The sequence below is a fragment of the Protofrankia sp. Cr1 genome, assembly GCF_963555865.1.
GTDB lineage: Bacteria > Actinomycetota > Actinomycetes > Frankiales > Frankiaceae > Protofrankia.
In genome coordinates this window covers 1-3,550 of sequence record NZ_CAUVXO010000216.1, presented here as the reverse complement: position 1 = coordinate 3,550, position 3,550 = coordinate 1, and the positions used below count along the sequence as shown (strand labels likewise).

Here is a 3,550-nt window from a genome sequence, read left to right as displayed (position 1 = left end):
GCCGGCCGGAAACGTACGGTGACCGCCGCGCCGTCGACGTTGAGGTAGTCCGTCGTGCCGGTGACCACCACGTCGTCCGTACCGTCGCCGGGCGCTGCCAGCGCGGCCCCGTGGACGACGACCGGCTGGCCGCCGCAGTACGTGTCGAGCAGGGCTTTGACCAGGGGGTCGGCGGGGCCGAAGAGCGTCTCCGAGATCACGAGTTGGCCGGCGGGGCCAGCTCCGGCGAGCAGGTCTGCCAGGCGCTGCCGCAGCTGATCGAGATCGGTCACCAGGGCATCCTGCGGTGGGGCCGGGCCTGCGGGCATCGGGGTGAGTACCCTGATTTTTCGCCGCCACCCGGAGCTGCGCGCGGCCAGCCGGAGGGGCTACCGGGACGGGGAGGCACGCCGTGGACACTCGGGGCACCATGGCGTCCGGACCAGCTGGCGTCGATTCGCTGCATCCGACGGCCTCCAGGTGGGGCGAGCCGCTGCTGGAGCGCGCGGACGAGGTGGCGGTCCTGCGGGCCGCGGTGGGTGCGGCCCGCCGGGGCGGCGCCGGCGCGGTGGTCGTGCAGGGGCCGCCGGGGATGGGCAAGACGAGGCTGCTCGCCGTCGCCGAGAGCTTTGGCGCTTCGTGCGGGTTACGGGTGCTGGCAGGCCGCGGGCGGGAGCTGGAGCGGCAGGTTGCCCTGGGTGTCGCGGTTGACCTGCTCGCGCCGCCGGTGGCGGCCGCGGATCAGACGGACCGGGCGAGGCTGTTCGCCGGCTTGGCTGCGCCCGCCGCCGCGCTGTTCACCGGAACCGGCGCCGGTGCGTCCGCACCGCCGGACGCGGAGGCGGTGCTGCTGGGCCTGTGCTGGTTGACCGCGAACCTGACGGGCTGGGATCTGGCCGGGGACGAGGTCCGGCCGGTGCTGCTGACCGTCGACGACGCGCAGTGGGCCGATGCCGCGTCCTTGCGCTTCCTGACCATGCTGGCCGACCGGGCCGACCGGATCCCCCTCGTCCTGGTCGTCGCCGTCCGCGACGGTGAGGCCGGGGCCGACGCGCCGGCGTTGCGCCGGCTGGCGGTGGTTCCGCAGATGCGGCTGCTGACACTCGCACCGCTGAGTGCCGAGGCTGTCAGCCGGCTGGTGACTCATGCGTTGCCGACAGCGGACGGTGCGCTCGTCGCCGCCGTCGCCCACGCCAGCGGTGGCAACCCCTTCCTTGTCGGTGAGCTGGTGCAATCCTTGCACGTGGCCGAGACCCCCGCGGCTGCCTCCGTCGCAGGCCTGGTGCCCGACACGGTGGTGCGCTCGGTGTTGGCACGACTGGCTCGCCTACCGGCCGACGCCGGCCGGCTGGCCGCCTCGGCCGCGGTGCTCGGCGACGGCACCCCGCTGCGCCGTGTCGCAGCCCACGCCGCTCTGGACCTGATGGCCGCCGAACGGGCAGCCGACGCGCTCGCCACGGCGCACCTGCTGCGGCCCGGGGACCCGTTGACGTTTGTCCACCCGCTCGTCGGGGCCGCAGTGTACGCCGACCAACCGGCGTTCGCCCGTACCCGTGCGCACCGGCGTGCCGCCGACATCCTCGCCGCCGAGGGTGAAGGAGCGGAGCGGGTGGCCGGCCATCTTCTCGTGGCCGCGCCCGAGGGCGACACCGCCGTCGTCCGGGTGCTGCGCGAGGCGGCAGGCCCGGCGCTGTCGCGGGGTGATCCCGCGGCGGCGGCGAGGCTCCTCGACCGCGCCCTTGCCGAACCGGCTCCGCCACACCAGCGCGGCGCCCTGCTGATCGAGCTGGCCCGCGCCCAGCTGACCGGCGGCGACACGGCCGCGCACACGACGCTGTCGGAGGGGCTCGCGCTGCTCCGCGACGCGCCGGCCCGGACCCGCGCGGACGCCCTGGGCATGCTGGCCCAGATCTGCCACGCGCGGGGCGACGCCGCAGGGGCCGCGGCGGCCAGCGGGGAAGCCCTCGACCTGCTCGATCCGCACGACCCGGCCCGGGAAGACCTGCTGGCCGGCTATCTCGCGATTGCGATGTTCCACCCTTCCCTGGTGTCCGACGCCGACAGGCGGATGCTCCCCGTGCTGCGGGCCGCACGGCAGGGGCGACCGCCGAGCCGGCCCCCCCTGCTTGCGCATGTCACGCTCCGGCTTGCGCTGGCAGGCGACCCGGCGTCCGCTGTCCGCCACATGGCCGCCCGCGCGTTGGCCGACGACCCCTTGCTCGGCCCGGACAGCCCCGCGGCTTTGATCGGGCTCGTGGTTCATGCCCTGGTCATCGCAGGCGAGCTCGCTGCCGCCGACGCGGCCGCCGACGCCGCGCTCGCCACCGCCCGTGAGCGGGGCGACCTGCTTGCTCAGGCCAGCGCCAGCTACCACCGGGCGCTGTCCCGCTTCCAGCAGGGTGCGCTGACCGCCGCGCTCGCCGACCTCGAAGCGGCCCAGACCGCTCACACCGCCGGCTGGACCGTCTCGGACGGATGGATCTACTCTCTGCTCGCTGTGGTGCACCTCGAACGCGGCGACCGTGCCGCCGCCCACGAGGCGCTCGGTCAAGCCAACCATGTTGACCCCGGTACCGCAGGATCTATGGATGCCGCTCTCGTCCGGCACGCCCGCGCCCGGCTCGCCCTTGCCGAGCACGACCCGGCCGCGGCTCTGGCCGACGCCTGCGCCGCCGGGCGCCATCTCGACGAGATCTACGACGTGGACCATCCCGGCCTGCTACCGTGGCGGACCACTGCGGCGCTCGCCGCCTATCACCTCGGGGACCACGCGCACGCCCGACAGCTCGCCGGCCAGGCTGTCGAGCGGGCCCGACAGACCGGCGTGGCACAGGCCGTAGGCGCCGCATTACGCGTCGCCGGACTGGTCGCCGGTTCCCGTCCCGACATTGCCCTGTTGACCGAGGCGGCAGGCATGCTGCGGGAGACCCCGGCCGCGCTCGAGCATGCCATCACCCTGGTGGACCTGGGAGCGGCCCTGCGGCGCACCGGGCAACGCGAGGAGTGCCGCCAGCCGCTGCGCCACGGCCTCGCGCTCGCCGACCGCATGCACGCCCGGCCGCTGGCCGAGCGCGCCCGCGCCGAACTGGACGCCGTCGGCGTCCGGCCGCGCCGGACCGCGGTCACCGGTATCGACGCCCTCACCCCGGCCGAGCGTCGCGTCGCCCTGCTCGCCCTCCACGGCAACAGCAACAGCCAGATCGCCCAGGGCCTGTTCGTCACCATCAAGACCGTGGAAACCCACCTGGCCCGCGCCTACCGCAAGCTCGGCATCGCCGGCCGCCGGCAGCTGCACGACGTCTTCGCTTCCGGCGCCGACCGCTAAGTGCCCATCCTGCACGACCGGATCGGCACCAAGCTGTGCGGCGACGTCTCGGTGCCGGAAAGGCAGGACCGCGGCTCCTCGGCCGACCGCAACGCTCACCGCCGTCGTGAACCGCAGAACGTCCACGATGACAATGACATTGCTCGGATGTGCCAGGGCGGCCAGGTCTTGCGCAGCCCAGCCGAAACGGACGGAGAACGGACGTTGTCCGGCGAGGTCCAGCATGCACCAAGTGCTCCTGACAAT

At 74.4% G+C, this 3,550-nt stretch carries 3 protein-coding genes; 2 read left to right on the top strand and 1 reads right to left on the bottom strand.

Annotated elements, in window-relative coordinates:
* Nucleotides 1–272 (bottom strand): hypothetical protein (locus U9980_RS16625; RefSeq protein WP_322768752.1); only part of this gene is annotated, 272 nt, incomplete at its 3' end.
* Nucleotides 273–391: 119 nt separating this feature from the next.
* Here U9980_RS16625 and U9980_RS16620 point away from each other — a divergent pair.
* Entirely contained in the window at nt 392–3,304 is a 2,913-nt protein-coding gene (locus U9980_RS16620) for a helix-turn-helix transcriptional regulator (protein WP_322768751.1), read from the top strand.
* Nucleotides 3,305–3,550: hypothetical protein (locus U9980_RS16615; protein WP_322768750.1), on the top strand; the 246-nt coding region annotated here is incomplete at its 3' end.